General features: G+C 65.9%; 18 protein-coding genes and 1 pseudogene. 7 read left to right on the forward strand and 12 right to left on the reverse strand.

The genetic code is table 11. The features are described from left to right. Window positions 1-1,118: 1,118 nt before the first annotated feature. The 4 genes from AB0B25_RS23675 to AB0B25_RS23690 all read left to right on the forward strand — a co-directional run bounded on the left by AB0B25_RS23675 (window position 1,119) and on the right by AB0B25_RS23690 (window position 6,688). Window positions 1,119-2,948 carry an acyl-CoA dehydrogenase family protein gene (locus tag AB0B25_RS23675; RefSeq protein ID WP_357183287.1) on the forward strand — a complete coding sequence of 610 codons (1,830 nt, stop codon included), beginning with the start codon at window positions 1,119-1,121 and terminating at the stop codon, window positions 2,946-2,948. Between the two features lie 384 nt (window positions 2,949-3,332). Then, window positions 3,333-4,631: a cytochrome P450 gene (locus tag AB0B25_RS23680; RefSeq protein WP_357183290.1), complete on the forward strand. Its 1,299-nt coding sequence runs from the start codon at window positions 3,333-3,335 to the stop codon at window positions 4,629-4,631. Window positions 4,632-4,886: 255 nt separating this feature from the next. After that, window positions 4,887-5,126, forward strand: a complete 240-nt coding sequence (locus AB0B25_RS23685; RefSeq protein ID WP_357183293.1) for a DUF6374 family protein — start codon at window positions 4,887-4,889, stop codon at window positions 5,124-5,126. 245 nt (window positions 5,127-5,371) lie between these two features. Next, on the forward strand, window positions 5,372-6,688 hold the full coding sequence (locus AB0B25_RS23690) for an MFS transporter (protein ID WP_357183296.1): 1,317 nt from the start codon (window positions 5,372-5,374) through the stop codon (window positions 6,686-6,688). A gap of 104 nt (window positions 6,689-6,792) precedes the next feature. On the opposite strand, the gene AB0B25_RS23695 is transcribed toward AB0B25_RS23690, so the two are convergent. From AB0B25_RS23695 to AB0B25_RS23705, 3 genes are all read right to left on the reverse strand, one after another. Beyond that, the gene (locus tag AB0B25_RS23695; RefSeq protein WP_357183299.1) at window positions 6,793-7,347 is read right to left on the reverse strand and encodes a transglycosylase SLT domain-containing protein; all 555 of its coding nucleotides are present in this window, start codon (window positions 7,345-7,347) and stop codon (window positions 6,793-6,795) included. Between the two features lie 658 nt (window positions 7,348-8,005). Further along, window positions 8,006-8,404, reverse strand: coding sequence for an NUDIX domain-containing protein (locus tag AB0B25_RS23700; RefSeq protein ID WP_357183302.1), 399 nt, complete (start codon window positions 8,402-8,404; stop codon window positions 8,006-8,008). Window positions 8,405-8,715: 311 nt separating this feature from the next. Then, window positions 8,716-9,132 (reverse strand): hypothetical protein, encoded by a 417-nt coding sequence (locus tag AB0B25_RS23705; RefSeq protein ID WP_357183305.1) that lies wholly within the window; start codon window positions 9,130-9,132, stop codon window positions 8,716-8,718. Window positions 9,133-9,532: 400 nt separating this feature from the next. Between AB0B25_RS23705 and AB0B25_RS23710 the strand changes: the two genes are divergently transcribed. Next, window positions 9,533-9,940: a TIGR03668 family PPOX class F420-dependent oxidoreductase gene (locus AB0B25_RS23710; protein WP_357183380.1), complete on the forward strand. Its 408-nt coding sequence runs from the start codon at window positions 9,533-9,535 to the stop codon at window positions 9,938-9,940. A gap of 223 nt (window positions 9,941-10,163) precedes the next feature. On the opposite strand, the gene AB0B25_RS23715 is transcribed toward AB0B25_RS23710, so the two are convergent. The 3 genes from AB0B25_RS23715 to AB0B25_RS23725 all read right to left on the reverse strand — a co-directional run bounded on the left by AB0B25_RS23715 (window position 10,164) and on the right by AB0B25_RS23725 (window position 13,095). After that, a complete protein-coding gene (locus AB0B25_RS23715; protein ID WP_357183383.1) occupies window positions 10,164-10,664 on the reverse strand; it encodes a CAP family protein in 501 nt (166 codons plus the stop codon). 312 nt (window positions 10,665-10,976) lie between these two features. Further along, the gene (locus AB0B25_RS23720) at window positions 10,977-12,257 is read right to left on the reverse strand and encodes a GNAT family N-acetyltransferase (RefSeq protein WP_357183386.1); all 1,281 of its coding nucleotides are present in this window, start codon (window positions 12,255-12,257) and stop codon (window positions 10,977-10,979) included. Between the two features lie 112 nt (window positions 12,258-12,369). Continuing rightward, window positions 12,370-13,095 (reverse strand): hypothetical protein, encoded by a 726-nt coding sequence (locus AB0B25_RS23725; protein WP_357183308.1) that lies wholly within the window; start codon window positions 13,093-13,095, stop codon window positions 12,370-12,372. A 340-nt stretch (window positions 13,096-13,435) separates the two neighbouring features. Between AB0B25_RS23725 and AB0B25_RS23730 the strand changes: the two genes are divergently transcribed. Beyond that, a complete protein-coding gene (locus tag AB0B25_RS23730) occupies window positions 13,436-13,867 on the forward strand; it encodes a nitroreductase/quinone reductase family protein (protein WP_357183311.1) in 432 nt (143 codons plus the stop codon). 26 nt (window positions 13,868-13,893) lie between these two features. Here the strand turns inward: AB0B25_RS23730 and AB0B25_RS23735 are convergent. Beyond that, window positions 13,894-14,021 (reverse strand): annotated as a pseudogene (locus AB0B25_RS23735) (GntR family transcriptional regulator); the annotation flags it as partial. A 285-nt stretch (window positions 14,022-14,306) separates the two neighbouring features. Here AB0B25_RS23735 and ald point away from each other — a divergent pair. Further along, the gene (gene ald, locus AB0B25_RS23740; RefSeq protein ID WP_357183313.1) at window positions 14,307-15,413 is read left to right on the forward strand and encodes an alanine dehydrogenase; all 1,107 of its coding nucleotides are present in this window, start codon (window positions 14,307-14,309) and stop codon (window positions 15,411-15,413) included. 22 nt (window positions 15,414-15,435) lie between these two features. Here the strand turns inward: ald and AB0B25_RS23745 are convergent, their stop codons facing one another. The 5 genes from AB0B25_RS23745 to pruA all read right to left on the reverse strand — a co-directional run bounded on the left by AB0B25_RS23745 (window position 15,436) and on the right by pruA (window position 21,870). Further along, window positions 15,436-15,948 (reverse strand): Lrp/AsnC family transcriptional regulator, encoded by a 513-nt coding sequence (locus AB0B25_RS23745; RefSeq protein WP_357183316.1) that lies wholly within the window; start codon window positions 15,946-15,948, stop codon window positions 15,436-15,438. An 88-nt stretch (window positions 15,949-16,036) separates the two neighbouring features. Then, the gene (locus AB0B25_RS23750; RefSeq protein ID WP_357183318.1) at window positions 16,037-17,449 is read right to left on the reverse strand and encodes an amidase; all 1,413 of its coding nucleotides are present in this window, start codon (window positions 17,447-17,449) and stop codon (window positions 16,037-16,039) included. A gap of 220 nt (window positions 17,450-17,669) precedes the next feature. Then, window positions 17,670-19,124: an amino acid permease gene (locus tag AB0B25_RS23755; protein WP_357183389.1), complete on the reverse strand. Its 1,455-nt coding sequence runs from the start codon at window positions 19,122-19,124 to the stop codon at window positions 17,670-17,672. Between the two features lie 149 nt (window positions 19,125-19,273). Then, entirely contained in the window at window positions 19,274-20,233 is a 960-nt protein-coding gene (locus AB0B25_RS23760; protein ID WP_357183321.1) for a proline dehydrogenase family protein, read from the reverse strand. Further along, entirely contained in the window at window positions 20,233-21,870 is a 1,638-nt protein-coding gene (gene pruA / locus AB0B25_RS23765) for an L-glutamate gamma-semialdehyde dehydrogenase (protein WP_357183324.1), read from the reverse strand. The genes AB0B25_RS23760 and pruA overlap by 1 nt, the downstream gene beginning before the upstream one ends. Window positions 21,871-21,946 lie beyond the last annotated feature (76 nt).

The raw sequence follows: 21,946 nt of genomic DNA on the forward strand, positions 1-21,946 counted from the left end.
CCGGTGCTGCTGCGGGGGTGGTGAGCGGATGCCTCTTCGGGGTGCCCGCGCGGATAGGCGGCGTGGGCGCTGGTCGCGGGGCCGGGGCCTTGGTGGCCGGTATGGACCTCGCCACGCGCAGGTCGGGTTAAAGGTCAGCTAGCGGTTCGGTGCCTGAAATCCGTTGTATACGTGTATGATTTGCTGATGGCAATGCTGTGAGAGTTCACTAAGTGGGGCCGGTCCCATCGGAGCGGATGCGGTCACCCATGGGATGGAGCTGTGATCTGTTACGTAACACAGGCTTCATTCCCTCTTCGCTACCCCTGAACGCCGCTTCGGCAATCTGATCATGTGTGCCACCGATGGCCGCCACCGCGCGCGCCCGGTGATCATCGTCGTGCCCCCGCAAGGAAGGACTCCGAGTGATTGTGCCGATTTTCAACGGCGACGAAACTGACTGTGCCACAGGCATTGTCTCTATCGCACGGCACTGCGCACGGCGCGCCGACGAGTCTGCAGGCCAGTGCTAGGGCCGGCCTGGGTATGGACATGCCGCTCAGTGCATTTTCGTTCGGTGAGCTGCCGGTAAGCCGCTTCGATGGTGAGCCGGGACCGTCCGGCCACGGAGGACTTCCGGCGCATGCGCCGGTGCGAGTGTCTCGGTCGATGGCGGTTGCCGGTGGTGCGGCCGGAGATGTGAAGGATGGGCGCCATCCCGGCGTGGCAGGCTCTCTCTCGTGTGATGCCGATCGTGGCGAGGTAAGCAGCTGGCAATTCGGTGCCGGCGCCGCGATTCATACCGGGCAGAGACTCGATGAACTACTCCGGTGGACAAGCGTGGAGCCAAACGCGGCTCAGCTTCGCGAAACAGGGGCCGTCGACTACGGTTCCGACTTAGAACTGTTGGTGCACAGTCACTTTCGGTGCCCAGTCGTCACACACTTGCCTCGTGGGCAACCTTTGGTAGATCCCTGAGTAGCGAGGATCCGCACCGGCTCTCGCGACGGGAGCCACCGACGCGAAAGGGTGACCGGCCCTTGCGCACCGCACAATCCTGCGGAATTTTCGTCGGCTGTACCGCGCCACCCGGGGACTCAGGACGCCTACCCCAGACACCAACTGACTTAGGGGACATCATGACCATCACCGACCCGCCCGCCACGCTCGTGTCATCGCTGCCCGATGTGCCGCAGCATGTCGACACCACAACCTTGGCCTTGCGGGCTGCCCTGTTCGGCGACGACGACCAGCTGCACACTCGGGTGCAGAAGGCGATGGTCGCGCTCGATGATCGTTATGCCCGGGGTGACACGCACGACGTCGAAGTGCAGCGTAGCTACGAGATGCTGCGCAATCTCATCCGTGATCTGGGTGGGTCGTCGCGTCGCATCGCTGCCGACACGGCGCTGCTCGGCGCGGTGTTCGACTGGGCGTCGATCGCCGCGCCTCGGCTGCTGCCGATAATGTCGGGGCATTTCCGCCTCGTCGTCGGCGGAATCGACGAGTTGGGCAACGGTTCGCGCTATCAGCAGCAGTGCCTGGACGAACTGGACCGTGCGGAGGCGATCGGCGTGCTGATGCTCACCGAACTCGCGGGCACCAACGCCACCGATATGCAGACGCTGGCGATTCACCAGCCCGACGGAACCTTCCTGCTGCGCACCCCGAATGCGGGTGCTGTGAAGTTCATGCCCAACGTCGCCGCGGACAATGTCCCCAAGACGGTGATCGTGACTGCCCGACTCATGGTCGACGGCGTCGACGAAGGAGTGTTTCCGTTTCTCCTACGACTACGAACGGACACGGGACTTGCGGCCGGCGTCCATGTCGCGCCGCTGCCGGAAAAGGCATGGGCGCCGATGGACAACGCGATGATCATGTTCCAGGACGCGGTGGTGCCCGCCGAGGGACTGCTCGGCGGAGACTGGGCCCACTTCGCCGACGGCCGGTTGATCTGCGAGCTGTCACGCGGTGCGCGCTTCCACCGCGCGATCAGCCCCTTGCAGACCGGGCGGATTACGCTGGCCAGTGCGGCGGTGGCCGGCGCCCGTGCGGGGACCGCGATTACCTGGCACTACGCAAAACAGCGCCGCGCAGGCAGCGGACCGGCCTTGAGCGAACGTGACGCGTTTCTGCGTGACCTCACGTCGTCTGTCGCGCAGGTCTACGCGATGACCTTGCTTGCCAAGGACGTCCGCGAACGCTTCGCGGACGATGCCGACCTCACCCGATCCGTCCGGGCGATGTTGGCCAAGCCGATCCTGTCCAATACCGCATTGACGGTTCTATCGGTATGCCGGCAACGCTGTGCGGCCCAGGGTGCCTTGCGCGCCAACTACATCACCGACTGGGCCGGGAACGTGGAAGGAATCATCACCGCGGAGGGCGAGAACCAGGTTCTACAGGTGACGACCGGAAAGATGGCGTGGCAGGTCGCCCAAGGACGTGGGCCCAGCCACCTGGACGTCACGGGGCTGAGCGTCACGAATTCGCCGGTCAACACCCCGTGGTGGCAGCGACTGCTCACCGAACGAGAGCGCGTGTTGGCCTCGGCGGCCGAGGCAGGCGACACCGGTCCAGACGTCATGGGAGCCGACTCCGCGGCGATCGAGCTGTCCACCGCGATCGCCGAGCGACTGGCCGCCGACTGTGTTTTGGCCGCGGCGGAACACAGTTGGGACCGGCGCGCTCGCGGCCTGCTCGGCGTCTTGGCGACGGCGTATGGATTGGAACGTCTGCAAGAACACGCCCTCTGGTACACCTCGCAGGGGCTGCTGACCGCGGAGCGAGCGGCTCGGCTCGGGATGGAACTCACCGCCTGCCGTCGCGAACTCGCAGATCACCTGGACATACTGGTGAGCGCTTTCGATATCCCGCCGCTGGCGGCGCCGATCGCCGCGGACGACTATCAGCAAGCATGGCTTGACTTCGCCGACTGGGATCAGCTGCCGGTGAAGGCCGAGTAGGGCCGATTCGCAAGCGCGGGGCGACGCGGCGTGACGGCGCTCGTTCTTCACCGCTCGGGGAGATCATTCGCCAAACCCGCACCCTCCTAAGCGGATACGGCGAATCAGCGTCTTGTTCTGCAGGGTAGAGCGCTGATTCGCCGTGGTGGATCGACGGGGCGATCGAGATACTCGCACAAACTCGGCCCGGTGTCGGCGGTTCGCGTACGGTATGCGTTTGGGTTCGGTTCGAGGCGCCGCGCGGTCCCTGCTCGAGGTACGCGCGGCCTCTCGGTCGAAACTGGTACGCCTATGCGCACGTACGCCACTCGTTCACCGAGGCATGTGTTTGTGCCCGCTGACCACCGCCCGCCGAATATCTGTTCCTCGTATGGAGTTTCGTCTTTGACCACGTCACAGTTCCCGCCGCACAGCTCGACCCCCGTGCACGCATCCCCGGTCCAGCATGGATCGCCCATCGCTACCGACGGCCCCCGGGTCGCGCTGTATTCGGAGGAGTACGCGGCGGACCCGCAACGCGCCTACCGTGAGATGCGTCGCCGATATGGTTCGCTGGCGCCGGTGGAATTGGCGCCTGGTGTACCGGCGACCCTGGTGATCGGCTACCACGCCGCGCTTCGGATCCTGAACGACCCCGAGCACTTCCCGGCCGATTCGCGCACCTGGCAACAGGATATCCCCAGCGACTGCCCGGTTCGGCCGATGCTGGAGTGGCGCCCCGCCATGATCCGCAACGATGGCGCGGTGCATGCCCGCTACCGGCAGGCCATTGTCGCGGGTATCGATGAGATCGACATGTTCGCGCTGCACACCACGGTGGAGCAGATAGCGGTTCCGCTGATCAACACCTTCTGCCAGGACGGTTCGGCCGATCTGATCCACCAGTACGCATTTCCGCTGTCCTTCGCGGTGGTCAATGCCATGCTCGGCTGCCCGCCCGAGATCGGACAGCGGGCCGCGATGGGAATGGCCGCGATGTTCGAGGGCGTGGACGCCGACAAGGGCCACGCGATGTTCACCGGAGCCATGTTCGACCTGGTGAAACTGAAACGTGCCGAGCCGGGCAGCGACATCGTCTCGGGGCTGTGCCAGCACCCGGCCGGCCTCGACGACGGCGAGATGGCACACCAGGTCCTGTGCCTGTACGGCGCGGGCATCGAACCGCAGCAGAACCTGATCGTCAACACGCTGCGGCTGATGCTCACCGACGACCGGTTCGGGAGCGGCATTCTCGGCGGAAGCCTGTCGACGCGTGACGCATTGGACGAGGTGTTGTACACCGACCCGCCGCTGTCGAACTACTGCGTCTCCTTCCCGAAGCAGCCGATCCTGATCGACGGTGTCTGGCTTCCCGCACACCAGCCGGTGATCATCAGCATGTCCGGTTGCAACAACGACCCCGCGATCAATTCGGGTACTTACATCGACAACCGAGCGCATCTCGCGTGGAGTCTCGGGCCGCACGCCTGTCCGGCCAAGTCCGTGTCGTACCTGATCGCCCAAGATGCCATCGATCAGTTGCTCGACGCCCTGCCCGAGATGCGGCTCGCTGTCGCGCCGCAGGAGTTGGTCTGGCGACCCGGTCCGTTCCACCGGGCGCTCACCGCCCTGCCGGTCGCGTTCCCGGAATCCCCTCCGCTGAACGTCTTTTCGGGCAATCCGGGTGGACTGACCACGCCGTAGTCCGATCCGATGGACACGGAGAGCGGGCGCACTGTCCGGCGGCGGAGGTCGTAGGCCCGATCTGTCCAGCGCTTCGTGAAGGTGGCCTCGGCCGCCGATTCTCCGGAGCTGGGCTGACGCGTTCGCCTCTCGACGAACAGCACGCGCCGGGTCCGGATCGGTCTGGTGGCGGACGGCTTGCGCGTCGGCGACCGTTGCCGGATCGACCGCGCGGCATGTGTCGAATGTATGTTCGACTCGAGGTATGGTCTGCGCATGTCCGATCTCGCGCCCATCCCGTCCGCCAGGATGAACCTGGAGCAGGCGCGTGAGCGTCTGCTCGCCGCGGCCGCGTTCGGCGAGCAACTCACCCCGGATCAGCTGGAAAGCCTTGCGCGCAAGGTTGCCGAGGGGCTGCGGCTTTATATCGAGGCGACCCAGAATCCCGGTGTTACTCCGTGCGGAGGGTGCGGAGGATCGGTGTGCCGGGCTGATCTACGTCGATCAGGGGGTTGACATCGTGGTGTCGGCGAAGCCGTTCGGCATCGTGCAGGTGGGCCGCGCTTACCCGACATACCGATGGCAACTGCCTTGCCATCGGTGAGAGCATCTGGATCGTCGACGACGCGATCACCATGCGCTGGTCAGATCCCGCCGAGGATGTCCGCCACCTGTCCGGCCGGGTAACCGAGATGCGCGGACGGCGCTTCCGAGCAACGAGGAACTTGACGACGGGGTGCTCTCGGGCCGAGAGTGCGCTGATGGTTTCCACCACCGCGCCGGGCGCGGCGACGTTGCGCAAGGTCACGATTCGCCTGGTGCCCTACCTCGGACTGCTCTATTTCGTCAATTACCTCGACCGGGTCAACATCGGGTTCGCCGGGCCGAACGGAATGAAGGCCGACCTCGGGCTCACCGAAACCGCGTTCGGTTTCGCCTCTGGAATCTTCTTCGTCGGGTATCTCTTGCTCGAGGTGCCGAGCAATCTGGCGCTGCATCGGTTCGGTGCACGGCGCTGGATCGCTCGCATCATGGCCAGCTGGGGGGTGGTCGCCACCGCGATGGCCTTTGTACCCGACGCGACCGTGTTGTCTTTCCTGCGATTCACGTTGGGCGTGGTCGAGGCGGGATTTTTCCCCGGCATCCTGCTCTATCTGACCTACTGGTTCCCGCAGGCGCAGCGCGCGCGGATCGTCGCGCTTTTCATGACCGCCGTGCCCATATCGACCGCGGTGGGCGCGACGGTCTCCAGTCTGGTCATCCAGTACGGCGATGGGGTCTTCGGGCTCAGCGGATGGCGGTTCATGTTTTTGGTCGAGGGTCTGCCCGCCATTGCGCTGTCCGTGGTGACCTGGTTCTATCTGACCGACCGTCCCGCGCAGGCGCGGTGGCTGGCCCCGGCCGAACGGGAGTGGTTGGCCGAGGAACTCGCCGAGGAGCAGGCCGCGGTGGAGCGCGCCGAGCACTGGACCGTGGGCAAGGCGCTCACCCATCCGAGGGTGCTCGGACTAGCGCTGATCTACGGCGGCATCGTCTACGGCCTGTACGCGCTGGGCTTCTTCCTGCCGACGATCATCAACGGTTTCCAGCAGCAGTACGGCACGAATTATTCGGTGGTGCAGCGCGGACTCATCAACGCCGTGCCCTACCTGGTCGGCGCTGTGGTCATGGTGTGGTGGAGCCGCCACGCCGACCGGACTGGCGAGCGGATTTGGCATGTCGCTGTACCGGCGCTGGTCGGCGGACTCGCCATTCCGATCGCTCTCTCGCTCGGTGATCCGCTCGCCGCGATGGTCGCGGTGACGGTCTGCGCGGTCGGGGTGCTCGCGGCGCTACCGACGTTCTGGGCGCTGCCGAGCACATTCCTGTCCGGCGCCGCCGCGGCGGGCGGCATCGCGCTGATCAATTCGGTCGGCAACATCAGCGGTTTCGTGGCGCCGTACGTCACCGGGGGTCTGAAGGATGTGACCGGCAGCCAGCGTGCCGGGCTATGGATGGTCGGGCTGGGTATGACCGCATCAGCGGTCGGTGTACTCACCCTGCGGCGTCGTACCCGCGCTGTCCTCGTGCGCCGGTAGACGACCGATGGGTCGGCGGGATCGGAGGTCGGCGTCGAACCGAAAGACGCCAACGCCTCCTCGTCGGTAGACGAGGAGGCGTTGGTCCAGGTGCGGTCGAGAACTCAGTAAGCCGAGTTGACGTTGTCCATCGAGCCATAGCGGTTGGCTGCGTAATTGCAGGCCGCGGTGATGTTCGCGACCGGGTCCCAGATGTCGAAGGGGGTGCCGTCGACGTGGTACGCATTGAAGGTCGGGTCGATGACCTGGAGCAGGCCCTTGGAAGGGGTGCCGGCGGCGGCATTGGAGTCCGACAGGTTGATGGCGTGCGGGTTGCCGCTGGATTCGCGCATCACGTTGCGGTAGATGCCGTCGTAGCTACCGGGGATATTGTGCGCGTGCATGATGTCGAGGGCTTGGCGGATCCAGCCGTCGAGGTTGTCCTCGTAGACCGGGGGCGCCGGATCGGGCAGGAAGGGCAGTAGTCCGGCCGATGCGGGTGCTGCGGCATCGATCGGCGCGGCGTCGGCGACCACGGCAGAAGAAACGGTGTCGTCGGCCGCGGCGATCGCCACCCCGGAGGAGGCGCCCATGGCGATGATGCCGGCTGCGGCCAGTGCGAGGGTGACGCCGTCACGGATCGACGGGCGACGGAAAGAAGCAGGGCGTAGGTCAGGCATTGCGAAATCAGTTCCTTGATCGTGTAGTGGTCCGGTCTGCACGAGGCAGCGCGGATCCACGGCGGGCATCCGGTGGGAGCTCGCCTCTATCGGCCATGTGCTGTTTTCGGGTTTTGTTGTGACGGCCGGGCTCGGATTCCTGGCGGCAGACGCGGCGGGCGCCACTCGGGGTCGGTGTACGGTGGGTGCCGCTGTCCGGTACGGAGAATGTGGTCGCGGGTTTTCCTGCGCTGATTTCTCCAGCGACCACGACGGGTGAACATTCTTCCGCTGCGGTCGTTTTCCGAATGGGTGTGGACTACTCCTTGGTCTAACCGAACTCCAGGTCTATTCCCGGATCTGATATCAGCTTGATCACGGTAGGTGAATTAACGGTTAACGAGTAGTGAATGATGGGTGCTACCGATCTTGGAAAGTGCTGGTCGTCTCGCTTGATCCGTGCTGTATGCGGGGAGTTTGCCGATAAACCTGTTGTGATGCAGAACACAGAAATTCTTGGTGGCGAGCAGCTTTATCTCGATTAGGTCACTGAATCGCCGGCGCGAGGAGTCTGTGGTGCCACCATACGGAGCAGAGGCGTTGCGGAAGTCTGCGGAGGGGAATCGTTGGAAACAGACGTCTAAAGGTTCGCGACGTCGGGTTGCGACGCTTTCGCGGATCACCAATCGACGACGCCGAGTTCGTGAAGTGTGCGGAAGACCATCATCGAGCCGGGCGCGACGTGATCCATACCGGCGTACTCGCGCACGGTGAAATAGCGCAGTTCGGCGATCTCGCTGGTCGGGCGAGGCTCACCGTCGAGTTCGGCGGTAAAGCACGTCATGTGCAGCGGCGTACCGGGTGCGTGCCCGTACGCCTCGGCGCGAAATACCCCGAGTTCGTCGAAGGATACGATGCCTACGCCCAGTTCCTCGCGTACTTCGCGATGTAACGCCGCCTCGGGTGTTTCCCCGGGATCGATCTTCCCGCCCGCCATGTAGAAGACGTTCTTGCCGACCGATCGCGTCTGCAGTAGGCGGCGATCCCGGATGTGGGCCAACGCGGCGGTGCGAATCACCGGGTCACTGTACTGGGTGGGCCGAACCGGCGGTCGAGCGAATTCGGCCAGGCGCCCGGATGGGATGACTCCGACACGGTCTGTCGATCTCGGTCGACGCATCTGAGGTGGGGCGGCGGAGGAGAGTTCCTCCCTCTCCGAGGGACCGGCCTCTGGTGCGGATCGTTGCCCTCGGCGTCGGCGGGGCTTGCGCGGGCGCGTGCCGACAGTGCGACCTCCTGTCTAGCGCAACCCGCTAGCAGGGCTTGCCGACGTAGTCCCGGTGTGGGGTCGGCCCGAGGTTTGACAGACCCTTGGGTCTGTCTGCTCGATCAGAGCTGGGCGGTTTGTTCGCTCGGAGGCAAGCCATCGGCGCGGCGCAGGACGTCGGCGACGGATTCCAAGTAGAGCAGGGTGCGCATCGAGACGCCGCTGACGGCTTGGCCGAGTCTGCGGAGCGAAGAATTATCCAGGTGCGCGAGCACTTCTGCGTCTTCGGCTTGGTCGAGGTCGGGATCACAGGCGAAATAGCCGGGGTCGAGGCCGAAAACGTGGGTGAGTCCGGTGCGGATTCGCTCCGGGAGCGTGGTGGCTTCTCCGCGGCGCAGCCGCGCCAGGTAACCGGGCGAGACGTGGTATCCGGCTGCGGTCAGCCACGCTGCGACCGTCTCGTCGGCAAGCGGGCGCCCGTGCGCGCGCTCCCACATTTCGAACGCTAGATTCAGCCGGGCCGTGACATCGATATCCAAGACCGCCTCACCTTCTGGCGTAATCGCCTTTTGACGAGTCGAACATTGACTCGACCGTAGCGTGGGAAAGATCGATCTCCGTGATTTCAGGCAAATGTCCGGTTGCCTAGGGGACGGAACGGACTTCATCCCCGATTTTTTGCGGGCCGCCGCAGCTGAAATCGTATGCTGCGCCGAAGGTTTGCGGTCTTCACCCGCTCGGCCGGTCTGTGGTCACAATACCGTCACGCCCATGGTGTGTCGAAACGCGGACTGATGCCCTGCTCGCCTGTCCGGTTCGGCGGGCTGAGTCACTAGCGTGGGAGAATATCCGTTTCGCGTATTTCGGATTCAGTAGGTATTCGATCGTCGACTCGGCGCGTGACGGACCGGCGCGATGTGGCGAGGAGGGTATGTGCGACTGAGCTCCGACGACGCGCGGGAACGGTTCGCGGGTAGTCCCGTCGCGCGGCTGGCGACCGTCTCGGCTGCCGTTCGCCCGCGCCTGGTTCCGATCGTGTTCGTCGTGGTCGGTGCGGTGATCTATACCAGCGTCGACGCAAAACCGAAAACGACGCTGTCGCTGCGACGGCTGGCCGATATCGCCGCCAACCCGGCAGTCAGCGTGCTCGTCGATTTCTACAGCGATGACTGGACCCAACTGTGGTGGGCGCGCGCCGACGGCGACGCCCGGATCGCGGCGACAGCCGAGGCGGAAACGGCGAAACGTCGATTGGCCGGACGCTATCCCGATTACATCGCCGAGCCGCCGCCGGGGCCGGTGATCGCCATCGATGTCGCTCGGTGGTCGGGTTGGCGGGCGCGATGAGGTTCGATCCGCCGGGCCGGCGCATATCGGCCGGGCCGCCGAGGTGTGGCGCCGGTCCGAGGAGATCGACCCTCATCCGACGGCGTGAACCCTGGTGGTCGAAGCTGCCGCCGGATAGGGGTGCGGTACTAGCGTTCGGGTCGGGTCGGCCGCGATATTTCCGGGGCCGATTTCCGGGGCCGAGGAATGGTTACCCGGAGCCGGGTAACCACGTCGGCAACGGCTACTTCGGCCGAAGTGCGTTTTCGGGATACCTGCCCTCGTAGTTGCCGGGCGGGTCGTAGTTGGCGACGACATAGGTTTCGGACGAGTCCGGCACGCATGCGCGTGCCACCCCGAGTCGTTCGGTACTCTTCCAGATCACCTGTGTGAAATGTCCGGTTGCCATCGAGAATCCGGGTTTGCGGTAGTCGTAGTCCTTCTCCTCGTCCGCCCAGCCGCGGAAGGCTTCTTCGGCCCCGGCATGGTCGGAACCGCCGCTCGTCATCATGTAGAGGTTCTCGCCGTACTTCGGGTTCGGCCGGTGTTCGAAGCTGTGCGTCTCGGCCAAGTGCTGTGCCCATTCCTCGGCGACCTTGTTCAAGGTCTGATCGAGGGTGAGGGCCGGTGCCCGATGATCGGCCCGGAACGTGTTGTGCAGGTCGAGCATTTCCTTACGAAAAGCAGCATCAGTGCAGAGGTAGTTCTGTTCCTTCTCTGCGGCGGCGGTGCCGACGCCGGTCATGGCGGCCACGACCGTCAGTGCGATGCCAACTGAAAGAAACCGGCCAGGATGCATAGCGATCTCCCGAGATGATGCGCGAGTTGAGCTGATCCGACGAAGACATCGGTTACTTCCCGGCACCGCGACCTTCGTGCCCGCCGGGTGAACGGCCGTCGTGGCAACGGAAGTCATTGGGATGGAACAGATGTCGAGCGGGGAGTCTACACATGGCGACCTGGTGAGGGGTACGCCATGCCCTAGCTCGGACACACGATTGCGTGCTGCGAACCGGTCTCGGTCGCCCTCGGCGGTACCGCGGCATAGAACGATCTCTCACAGTCGTGTGTAATCCGCCTGGTCCTGCTCGAAGGCCGTCAGAGTCTCGGACGTCAGGGTCGGGCGGGTGTGTGTGATCGCGGTCAGGTAGTCCTCGATGGTCGCGGGCTCGCCTGTGCGGTGGAGTATTTCGCGCTCGAACGCGGCCTGCGCGCCCACACGTGCGGCATGCTCGATGTCCGCGGGCGTGAATTGCGCACTGGCGTGCACCAACCGGTCGACGTCGATGGACTCGGCGGCGTCACCGAGATACCGCCGCCAAATGGCGTTCCGGGCGACCGCGTCCGGCGGCCCGACCGGTATCACGTAGTCGAATCGACCAGGGCGCAGAAATGCCGAATCCAGTGATCGCACCGAGTTGGTCGCGCAGATCATGAGGCGGCTGTAATTTTCCCGGAACGCCGGTATCAGTTTGAGCAGTTCATTGGTGACACCATGGGCCGGGCTGGTCGCCGTCCCCGAGCGGGTGCCAGCGATCTCCTCCACCTCGTCGATGAACAGCAGTACCTCGTCGAGTTCGGCCAGTTCGCTGAAAACCTCGCGCAGCGAGTCCGCCAAACCTCCGGTCGCGGTGGCGGCCAATCGGGACGGGAACAGTTCCACGAACGGCCAACCCAGCCGCGATGCGACCGCCTTTGCGAAGCTTGTTTTGCCGGTCCCGGGCGGCCCGAACAGGATCACGCTCTTGGGCGGGCGAACCCGGTAGCGCTCGGCCACATCGGGATTCGCCAACGGCAGCACGATCCGACGTTCGATGATGTCCTTCTCCCGTGTCATTCCGGCCATCGACTGCCAGAGTCCCGGCGGAAGAAGACGTCCACCCAGTTCGGTCAGCAGGCTGGACTGCGCAGGACCCAACTGCTCGAGCAGTTCGTAATAGACCAGGCCGGTCCGACGGAAGTAACCGGAATTCTCGAATGCCGCGGAACCGGTGGCATCCTCGGGGAGGAGCGCGCAGATCCGCCGAACGCCGGTCGATCGCAGCCGTCGCTCCAATTCGGCGAGCAGCGCGCTGCCGATACCGCGCCGACGCCACTGCGCTCCGAGCGCTACCAGCAGGATCCAGGCTCGTTCCCCTTGGATATGAGCGACCGCCATCCCCACCATCTCGTCGCCGACCTCGGCCACCACCGCCGGTTGTCCTGCTCGCGCGGCCGCCATCACCTCCGCCAGGGCGAAGACCGAATCGCCCACCGCAGGCACCCGGCTTTGCTCCCAGATCTGGATCGCCTGATCCAGATCATCGTCACGGAACTCGCGTACTCGCCATACCGGCATACACACCTCGAGCGGTTACCGGAGATTTGCTGTTCATGTCAGTAAACACCCCCGCAGTCCTCCCGTGCCCTGAATACCTACATCCGCCGGACCAGGACGTGTCACGAGCCGGTCAGGGTTTCCAGGTGATGCGGCCGCCTTGGAAGTCCTGGGCCTTGCCGTTTTCGTAGTCGTACTCGTCGCTGGTGGGGAAGCCGTAGCGGCCATGTTCGGCACCTGCGGCTTCCCAGGTGTCGCGGAGCGCTCCCCAGATGACGTGGGCGCCGGTGCGGGCGGAGTAGTAGATGGCTCCGCCGCCGAAGAGGTTGTACTTTCCGTTGTCTTTGCGGGCGTTGGACTCGTCGGTGATGGGGAAGCCGAGGGGGCTGGCTTCCCAGCCGTAGCTACCCCACTTGTCGCGGATGGCGCCGCCGATCTGGTGGGCGTCGGTGCCGAGCGACCAGTAGATGGAGCCGCCTTGGAAGTGGTTGTAGCGGCCGAATTTGGTGGGGGTGGACTGTTCACGGACGACCGGGTAGCCGAGGGTCCCGGTCTCGCTGCCTAGGTTGTCCCATTTGGTGCGGATGGCGCCGCCGATCTGGTGGGCTCCGGTGTCGGGGTGCCAGTAGATCGCGGCATTGCGTTCGAAGGTCTGATAGCGGCCGCCGCGGCCGGCGGCCGATTCGGGGCCGGTGGGGTCGCCGAAGACGGCGGGGCCGCCGGCCTGGTCGTATTCGACTTCGATGGCTCCGCCGACGTCGAAAGGGCCGATGGGGCGCGCGGTGGCGGTGGCGGAGCAGAGAACGAGGAGTCCGGCACCGGCGGCGGCGACGAGGGCGCGTCTGATGGTCGTGGTCATGTCACGGTTCCCTTCGGTCGGATCTGCGTGCTGGCGTCGTTGTCTTTCGTAGTGCTCGATATCGACTCAAAGGCGATGAAGGCGTTGATCTCCGTCGCGCGCGTGGTTTCCGTGCCGGTCAGAGCCGGTGTCCCGGGTGTCGATCCAGCGCCGGATTTCAGAAATATACGTCGAGTCGCCTCGCGTGGTTGCCTCGGCCCAGTCGCGTCGATGCCGTGCGGCGGGTCGTGGGGCACATCGTCGGTCTCTCGGCGGCGGATCGATTCGGTACAGTCCCAGTCGCCGGGGGCGCGTCCGCCACTGGGCCCGAAACACCTAGTCGAGTAGATGTGAGGATTACATGCCCGCGGATTTCACTTTGAAGGCTATGAACATGGTGCATCGTGCCTTGCTGAAGATCAGTTTCGGCAAGCTGGGGAACGAGATCCAAGGCATGCCGTCGATCGAGCTCACGACCACCGGCCGGAAATCCGGTAGGCCGCATGCGGTCATGCTCACCGCGCCGGTTGTCGACGGCGAGACCTACGTCGTCGTCGCGTCGCGCGGCGGTGACCCGGTGCATCCTGCGTGGTTTCTGAACTTGCGAGACAACCCCGACGTGACGGTCTCCGTGCAGAGCGGACCCCAGGTGCCGATGACTGCTCGGGTGGCGACGGTGCAGGAGCGAGCGACGTTGTGGCCCAGGGTTACCACAGCGCAGCCCATTTACGGCGAGTACCAGACGAAGACCGAGCGGGAGATTCCACTCGTCCTTTTGACTCGGAAGAACTGACGGCCGAGATCCCCGGTGAGGCTGCTGCCGCCGGTCTCCGGGCGCACAAACGCCTCGCGGACCGGCGTCCGGGACGGGCCCGGATCGGCGGCGTTTCGCCCGCGCCGATCAGCTGGCCGCCGGCCGACGCGCCGGAGAGGATGCGCTCCTTCACAGTGCGATAGGCCTGCTCGGCCGAGGAATACGTCTCAGACGAGTTGTGCGCTCGTCGCGGTGGCGCGACCCGTCGTCGCCCGTTTGCTGGACGGTCGCCGAAGATGCTGCGGGTAAGCGGGCTCGAACCGGGCAGATTCTGTCTATTCGAGCCGAAAGTTGGGTCATGTAAGAATTATCTTCAGTGAACTAGATCTACACTTGCAGAATCTTCATACTCTTGGGCAGCGATGATTCGTGTCGACGCGGATCGTCGACAGCCGTCCACCGACCGTCAGGAGTGCAGGTGAAAATCGGGATCCCCCGCGAGGTCAAGAACCACGAATACCGCGTGGCGTGCACGCCGGCCGGCGTGCACGAACTCGTATCCCGTGGACATGAGGTGTACTTGGAGACGGGCGCGGGGCTCGGCTCGGCCTTCGGGGACGAGACGTACACAGTCGCCGGAGCGCGGGTGCTGGATACCGCCGACGAGGTCTGGGGCGCCGCCGATCTGGTGCTCAAAGTGAAGGAGCCGGTGGCCGAGGAGTACGGGCGGCTGCGCGAGAACCAGGTGTTGTTCACTTACCTGCATCTGGCCGCGTCGAAGGAGTGCACCGACGCGCTGCTGGCCTCCGGCATCACCTCGATCGCCTATGAAACCGTGACCGGACGCGACGGCTCCCTTCCGCTGCTCGCGCCGATGAGCGAGGTCGCCGGCCGGCTGGCTCCGCAGGCCGGCGCCTATCACCTGATGCGCAGCGGCGGTGGACGCGGCGTGCTGATGGGCGGCGTGCCCGGTACCCGTCCCGCCAAGGTCGTCGTGCTCGGCGCGGGGGTCGCGGGCGGCAACGCGATCGCTGTGGCGCACGGTATGCGTGCCGACGTCACCGTGTTGGATCTGAACATCGCGCGCCTGCGCGAAATCGACGCTCAGTTCCGCGGCCAGGTGCGGACCGTCATGTCGAACCGCCTGGAGGTGGATGCCGCGGTCCGGGAGGCGGACCTGGTGATCGGCGCGGTGCTCGTGCCCGGCGCCAAGGCGCCGACCTTGGTGTCCAACGATCTGGTTGCGCAGATGAAGCCGGGCTCGGTGCTCGTCGATATCGCGATCGACCAGGGTGGATGCTTCGCGGACTCGCGCCCGACCACGCATGCCGAGCCGACCTATCGCGTGCACGAGTCGGTGTTCTACTGCGTCGCCAACATGCCCGGCGCGGTGCCCAACACCTCGACCGTCGCACTCACCAACGCCACGCTGCCGTACGTGGTTTCGCTCGCCGAACACGGGTGGCGCGATGCGGTGGCCGCCGATCCTGGTCTGGCCGCGGGTCTGAGCACTCATCGTGGGGCGCTGCTGTCGGAATCGGTGGCCCAGGCGCACGGTTACGTGACCGAAAGCCTCGCCGCGTAGCCGCTGCGGCGCGGTGCTCCCGTTACGTGGATCCCGATCGCGGCCGCATGTGCTCGAAGATGAGGATCGTCTCGGTCGACGCCACGGCTGGGTGCGCGCTGAGATGTTCGAGCACGAACACGCGGAGTTCGTCGGAATTCGCGGTGGCGACGTGGACGAGGTAGTCGTCGGCGCCCGCGATGAAATAGACGTTGAGCACCTCGTCGAGCGCCGACATGCGCTGCCCGAACTCGGCGAGCTGCCGGCGAGCGCTCGAGTGCAGGCGCACCGCGATCATGGCCTGCAGGTTGCGGCCGAGTGCCGCCGGATCGATATCGGCGTGGAATCCCCGGATCACGCCGCGCTCTACCAGCGCCCGCACCCGGCCGAGGCAGGTCGACGGCGCGATGCCCGCCGCGGCGGCGAGCGCGTTGTTCGTCATGCGCCCGTCCCGCGCCAGCTGGTCGAGCAGGATTCGGTCGGTCTCGTCGATCGGGACGCCCGACGGGTGGCGGCTCGGTGTGACCGGGCTCCGGGGCGAATCGGTCTTGCGCATGTCCTGACGGTACCGAATTCTGTTCGCAAATGACCGGATCTCGATGAATGTTCTTCGGGATACTGGGGGGCGGTCGGGTCCGCGTCCTTCAGTACGCGTGCCCTACCTGCCCCGGACGAGGATGCGGCCGGGCTTGCTCCAGCTGCGCTGCCACCGTCAGGATCGTCGTCTCGCCGTTCGCGGGCCCGACCAACTGGACCGACAGCGGAAGCCCGTCATCGCCGACGCCCGCGGGGAGGGCGGCCGCCGGACTGCCGGTGACGTTCCACAGAGCGGTGTAGGCGATCATTGGGATCGCCGCGAGCTGGGCGCGTATCGTATTCGCTCCATCGAGGACGCCGAGCCGGGGTGGGCGAATCGCGACGGTGGGTATGAGCAGCAGATCGCACTCGGTGAAGATCCGCTCGGCCTTACGGGCCACCGACTCTCCCGCGCGGATCGCCCATTCGACAAGCGGTCGCCGCACCCACGCACCCAGGGCCATCGTCTGCTTGGTGCGGCGTTCCAGTAGTTCCGGATGGTTCACCTCGGCCGCCTCCGCGCGCACACCGCCGAAGAACTGAGGGAAGAAGGCGAGCGTCGGATCCGGGTAGTCCGGGTCGATCTCGATCACCGTATGCCCCAGCTCGGCAAGAAGAATCGCGGTGTCGCGAACCGCCTGTACATGTAGCGGATCCGCCTTCACCAGAGGGGTGGGGGATTTCATGCTGTAGCCGATCCGCAGCGGTCGCGCTGCGCTGCGAGCCGCTGTCTCGAACGACGTCATCGGGTCGGGTGCCCGGAACCGGTCGGTGGGTGTGCTGCCGCGGATGACGTCGTAGACGATCGCCGAATCCAGGACGCTGCGGGTCAGCGGTCCCACGACCCCCAGCGCCCACCACAGGTGCGCGTTCGGTGCGTTCGACACCCGCCCGCGGTGCGGCTTCAGACCGAACAATCCACAGCATGCCGACGGGATCCGGATCGAGCCGCCACCGTCGCCGCCGAGTGCCGCCGGAACCAGCCCGGCCGCTACCGCCGCGGCCGAACCGCCGCTGGATCCGCCCGTGGAGCGGGTGGTGTCCCACGGGTTGCGGGTGACCCCGAAGGTGCTGGATTCGGTGTACGGCCACTGCCCGAACTCCGGCATCGTGGTTTTTCCGACGATCACCGCGCCCGCGGCGCGCAGCCTGCGCACCACCTCGGCATCGGCCACCGCGGGTATCGAGTTCGCCCGGGTGCCGAACGTGGTTACCGCGCCCGCGACGTCGATTTCATCCTTGATCGCGATCGGGATTCCGTGCAGCGGGCCCACCGGGCCGCCGGCGGCGCGTTCCTGGTCCCGCGCGATCGCCTCGGCCTTGGCTTCCTCGCGCAGGACGCGGGTGAAGGCGCCGAGATCCGCGGCAGCATCGATTCCATCGAGCGTCGCCGCGACGAGCTGCTGGGTCGAAAGAACCCCCTGCCCCAACAGCTCCCGCTGTTCGAGCACGCCTGACGCGACGACCTCCTGGAGATCCATTCCGCTACTCGCTCCTCTCGCCCCGGTCCGACCGCCGTGGCCCGGCGCGTCGTGCCGTCCGGTCCCACACCCGACCGTATGGAGTCGAGCAATCTTTTTGCAATGAGTACTCCCGGTGCGTCGATTCGGTTCAAACCACGAGCGAATCGGGCATCGGGTGTGACGTGAGTGGCGGGTGGGTGGACAGTTCACCCACCCGACCGGGGCCGAGAAGTCGGCGTCAGTGCTGCCCGGGGTCAGGCAGACTCGCGGTCGCGACCGAGCCGCTGCGTTCGAGCTTGGAGTGCGTGCGCGAGTAGGTGAAGTAGACGATCAGCCCGACGACGAGCCAGACCAGGAAGCGCACCCAGGTCTGCCACGGCAGCGACCAGATCAGATAGAGCGAGAATCCGATGCCGACCAGCGGGACGACCGGCATGAACGGTAGCCGGAACGTCCGCGGCTCGTCGGGCCGCGTGCGCCGCAGCACGATCACCGCGACGGACACGACGATGAAGGCCATCAGGATGCCGATATTGGTCAGTTCGGCGACGACGGTGATGTCCAGCAGCCCCGCCATCAGCGCCGATCCGATGCCGACGATCCAGGTCACGCGGGTGGGCACCTTGCGGACCGGATGGGTCTTGGCGAACCATTCCGGTAGCAGCCCGTCGCGGCTCATGGCGAACCAGACGCGGGTGACGCCGAGCATGAAGGTGAGCACCACGGTGACGATGCCGACGATGGCGCCGACCGCGATGATGTTCGCGACGCCAGGCTGGCCGACCGACTCGAACGCGGTGGAGAATCCGCTGGTCGGGCTGATTTCGCGGTAGTTCTGCATGCCGGTGAGCACCAGGGTGGCCAGCACATAGAGCACCATGGCGATGGCCAGCGAGTAGAGGATCGCCTTGGGTAGGTGTTTCTTGCCCTCGGTGGATTCCTCGGCGGCCGTGCTCATCGCGTCGTAGCCGAACACGGCGAAGAAGACGGTGGCCGCGCCGGTCCACACCGCGCCCGCACCGAACGGGAAGTAGGGGGTGTAGTTGGCGCTGTCGATGTGGAACACGCCGAGCACCACGATCAGTACGACCAGCGCCATTTTGATCCCGACGGCGACGGTCTCGAACCGGCCGACGCTGCGGATGCCGCGCGACAGCAGCCACGCTGTGCCGAGACAGAACAGCATGGCGAACACATCGATCACGTGGCCGTCGCCGGTGCCCCAGGCGCCCATCATCCAGTCCGGCAGTGTGATGTCGACCTGCTCGAGTAGAAAGCGGAAATACCCGGAGACGCCGATTGCGACGACAGCCGCGACCGCGATGTACTCCAGCAGCAGATCCCAGCCGATGAACCAGCCCGCGATCTCGCCCAGGGAGACGTAGCCGTAGGTGTAGGCGGACCCGGCCTTGGGAATCATCCCGGCGAACTCGGCATAGCACAGCGCGGCGGCCGCGCTCGCGACGCCGGCGATCAGGAACGAGATGAGCACCGAGGGGCCGGTCACGGAATGCGCGACCGCACCGGCCAGCGTGAAGATGCCTGCGCCGATGATGCCGCCGACGCCGATGGCGGTGAGTTGCCACAAGCCCAGCGACCGTGACAGTTGCTCATCGGCGGGGACGGATTCGTCTTCGACGTCCCCGAGGGGTTTGCGGCGCAACATCTGGCTGCGCAACTGCGCGATGGACATGGACATCCTTTCGTCCTCCGCGATACCCACAGGGCGGCAACGCAGATCACATTTCGAGCTGCGCCTAGCCTAAATGCGACCACGGCCGGGCTGCGCGCGGTGCGTCGGACAAACGAATTTCAGCGCAACGTCCGAACGGACGGCACGGCTCAGCGGTCGCGGCCGAACGACCGCAAGAAGAAGGCGACGTTGGCTGGACGCTCGGCCAACCTGCGCATGAAATAGCCGTACCACTGATCGCCGTAGGGCAGATAGACGCGCAGCGCATGTCCCGCGCCGACCAGACGCACCTGCTCGGCGTCGCGGATGCCGTACAGCATCTGGAGTTCGAAATCGTCGTGCGCGCGTCCGGTTTCGGTCACTCGACGCAGCGCCGCGTCGATCAGCGCCGGGTCGTGCGTGGCGACCATCGGATAGCCCTCGCCGTCCATCAGGACGCGCAGGCAGCGTAGATAGGACTCGTCGACCGCGGACCGGTCCTGATAGGCCACCGACGACGGTTCACGATAGGCGCCCTTGCACAAGCGGATTCGCGAGCCGGGACCGGAGAATTCTCGACAGTCGCTCTCGGTGCGTTTCAGGTAAGCCTGCAGCACCGTGCCCAGCCACGGGAAGTCCGCGCGCAGTTCGCGCACGATGGCCAGCGTCGAGTCGGTTGTCGTGTGGTCCTCGGCGTCGATGGTCACCCATGCTCCCGCGACTACCGCCGCGGTGCAGATCTGGTGGGCGTGCTCGCGAGCTAGCGCGTGCCCGTCGCGCGGGAGTGACTGGCCGAGCGCGGACAGTTTGAGTGATACCTCCAGCGATCGCACGGTTCCCGTGTCCGCGGCGGTCAGTTCGGCCAGCGCGGTCAGTAGCCGCAGATAGTGCGCGACGGTAGCGCGGGCCTGGTCGAGATCGGTGGTGTCCTCGCCCAGATAGTCGATGGTCACGCGGCGTCCCGAATCGAGCAGTGCGGTGGTCGCCGCCACTGCCTGTTGCTCCGATTCGCCTGCTACGAAGCGGTCCACCAGTTTCTTGGTGGTCGGCATGCGTGTGATCGTGCGCTCCATGCGTGGGGAGCGCGACGCCGCCAGCATGGCGGGCCGGAGCAATCCGGAGAAGGCCATCAGTGCTCCTGATGCGGGTAGCGGTGGTCGGTCGCGGAAACGAACGTTTCCTTGATCGTGCGCGCGGAGGTCCAGCGCAGCAGATTCTGCGCCGAGCCGGCCTTGTCATTGGTGCCCGACGCGCGTGACCCGCCGAATGGCTGTTGCCCGACAACGGCGCCGGTGGGTTTGTCGTTGACATAGAAGTTTCCTGCCGCGAACCGCAGCCGCTCGGTCGCGGTGGCGATCGCTGTGCGGTCATCGGCGATGATCGCACCGGTCAGGCCGTAGCGGGCGCCCTTGTCGATCAGGTCGAGGGTGGACTCGAACGAGCCGGCGGCGGAATCGTCGTAGACGTGCACGGCGAGGATCGGGCCGAAGTACTCGGTGCGGAACGCCTCGTCGGCGGGGTCGTCGCCGAGCAGGACGGTCGGCTCGACGAAGTAGCCGACGCTGTCGTCGGCGTGCCCGCCCGCGGCGATCGTGAGGCTCGGCGTCGCCTTGGCGCGCGCGATGGCCTCGGCGTTCTTGTCGAAGGCCCGCTTGTCGATCAACGCTCCGCCGAAGTGGCTGAAGTCGGTGACATCGCCGTAGCTGAGTTCGTCGACCTTGTCGACGAACTCCCGGCCCATCGTGGCCCACACGGACTTCGGGATGAACGCGCGCGAGGCGGCGGAGCACTTCTGGCCCTGGTAGTCGAATGCGCCGCGGATCAGTGCGGTGGTCAGCACGTCGGGATCCGCCGAGCTGTGCGCCACGACGAAATCCTTGCCACCGGTCTCGCCGACCAGCCGCGGATAGCTGTCGTAGTCGGCGATGTTCGCCGCGACCATGCGCCACAGATGCTGGAATGTCGCGGTCGATCCGGTGAAGTGGATGCCGGCGAGTCGGCGATCGGTGAGCGTCACCTCCGACACCTCGGGGCCGGCGCCGTGCACCATATTGATCACGCCGGGCGGCAGCCCCGCCGCCTCGAGCAGCTTCATCGTCCAGTACGCCGCCACCGCCTGGGTCACGGCCGGCTTCCACACGACGGTGTTGCCCATCAGCGCGGGCGCAGTGGGCAGATTGCCCGCTATCGCCGAGAAGTTGAACGGCGTGATGGCGTAGACGAAGCCCTCGAGCGGACGGTACTCGACCTTGTTCCATACGCCGGGCGTCGAGATCGGCTGATCCTGCAGGATTCGGCGGGCGAAGTGCACGTTGAAGCGCCAGAAGTCGACCAGTTCGCACGGGGTGTCGATCTCGGCCTGGTAGGCGGTCTTGGATTGCCCCAGCATCGTCGCGGCGGCGATGGTTTCCCGCCACGGCCCCGCCAGCAGGTCTGCGGCGCGCAGGAAGATCGCGGCACGGTCTTCGAACGAGAGCGCCCGCCAGCCCGGCGCCGCCGCCGTGGCCGCCGCGATGGCGTCCTCGACATCGCGTGGCCGGGCTGTGGTGAGCGTGCCGAGCACCGCCGTGTGCCGGTGTGGCTGCACCACCGCGATCGGTGTGCCGGAACCATGCCGGTGGTCGCCGCCGATGACCTGATGGACTTCGGTCGGCGTCGCCGCGAAGTCGGCCAGCTTCTCGCGCAACCGTTCGCGTTCCGCACTGCCCGGGGCGAAGGTGCCCACCGGCTCATTGACCGGTTGGGGTGTGGACACGATGGCATCCATGGCTGCTCCCTGCCGAGTAGGTGATTTTGCGGTAAGTGGAAGTCAACACCGGAAACCTGCCCGGAGAATGAGCCAG

This window comes from Nocardia sp. NPDC049190, assembly GCF_040648115.1.
Classification (GTDB): domain Bacteria; phylum Actinomycetota; class Actinomycetes; order Mycobacteriales; family Mycobacteriaceae; genus Nocardia.